This is a genomic window from Paraburkholderia sp. RL18-085-BIA-A, from assembly GCF_046027075.1.
Lineage (GTDB): Bacteria > Pseudomonadota > Gammaproteobacteria > Burkholderiales > Burkholderiaceae > Paraburkholderia.
Window position 1 is genome coordinate 1 of the sequence record NZ_JARESU010000440.1, and the last position, 1,270, is coordinate 1,270.

The 1,270-nt window shown below is 56.5% G+C and carries 2 protein-coding genes; one reads left to right on the forward strand and one right to left on the reverse strand.

Annotated elements, in window-relative coordinates; translation table 11 throughout:
- Nucleotides 1-132: 132 nt before the first annotated feature.
- Entirely contained in the window at nucleotides 133-354 is a 222-nt protein-coding gene (locus P0D89_RS53095; protein WP_408379656.1) for a transposase, read from the forward strand.
- A gap of 301 nt (nucleotides 355-655) precedes the next feature.
- Here P0D89_RS53095 and P0D89_RS53100 read toward each other — a convergent pair whose 3' ends face one another.
- Nucleotides 656-988: a LysR family transcriptional regulator gene (locus P0D89_RS53100; protein WP_408379654.1), complete on the reverse strand. Its 333-nt coding sequence runs from the start codon at nucleotides 986-988 to the stop codon at nucleotides 656-658.
- Between the last annotated feature and the right edge of the window lie 282 nt (nucleotides 989-1,270).

Genomic DNA, 1,270 nt, shown 5'->3' on the forward strand with positions numbered 1-1,270 from the left:
ACATTAGACCCTTAGGAAACTTTCGGCAGTCGATAACGATTGGGCGTGACACTGCTCTAGGATTTCGATCCATTATTTAGCAGAATGTTTGGCATGCTGAGGTTCACTGGACCCGCCTGAAGTCATGCCGTGATGAAGCGAGCGAGCTATTCCGACGCGCAGATCGCGGTCGCGCGGAAGAAGGCCAGGCTCGGCACGGCTGTTGAGGAGGTGTACCGCAAGATCGGCATCGACAAGGCGACGTTCTACGTGTGGCGAAAGAAGTGCGACGGACAGCGCCGCCGAGGCTGCATTACTTGCGTCGCCCCGAGGAAGAGGATCGCAAGCATCAGGATGCTGGTGGCAGATGCGTAAAGGAAATGACCGACGTATGCTTGCATTGTGGCTATCGTTGTGCGCACGTGAAGCTACGGCGAGAGCGCACTGTCGACAACCACAAATGTGTCTATCGTTTGTATCGCGACCAACGGCTTTTGCTGCGGCTGAGAGGCCCGAGGGGAAACCGTTCGGCTGGGACAAAGCAGCCAAAGCAGGAGCCAGGTCGGGACGACGGAGTCTGGATTATGGATGCTCTTGGACCCAGCGCGCAATGGTCGGTAACTGCGCGCGGTCGTGGTTCTGGATTCTACAAACGGGAATGTCTGGCGATCGGTAGTTACTTCGTGGTTTGCCCTGTCGAACCGTCAACCGCTTCACGCTTGATCGTGCCAATGGTTTCACGGGCAGCCAACCAGGCTGCGTATACTTCCAGGCATTGGTTGTATAGCGTGTGTCCCGCGTCCGTAGCATTGACGCGTCGGGTGGTTCTTTCCAAAAGTGGCATTCCGACGTACTCTTCCAGCATGGTCACCATGCGGCTCAGTGTTGATTTGCTGACACCGGTCTCCCTGGCAGCTTCGGTAAAGCTGCTGCTGCTCACGATACACGCGAACTGGATCAGGTAGTTCGGCTCAATCCATGCTGGTCCGCGGGATATCGAGATAGTCACGGGCAGTGGCGTCCGGTTTATTTGAGGGTGGCAGGCTCGAGAACACTTGCTGATGTGGCTAGGCAATGGTCATGAACATGCATATGTTGATGCATTTGTGTGGCGCCCATCAAACGCGTGCGTTTTCAAGCGTGTCGCGAGAAATCACACGGGCGTTCTGCGCGTGATTGGGATGCGTCTCATTGCTCGCGCCGCAGTTTCAAGGCCGGCAGCACGGGCCGGGCAATACGCGTGGACGGCAATGAGACGCTTCCATGATTTCTACGCCCTTGGGCAAAGACG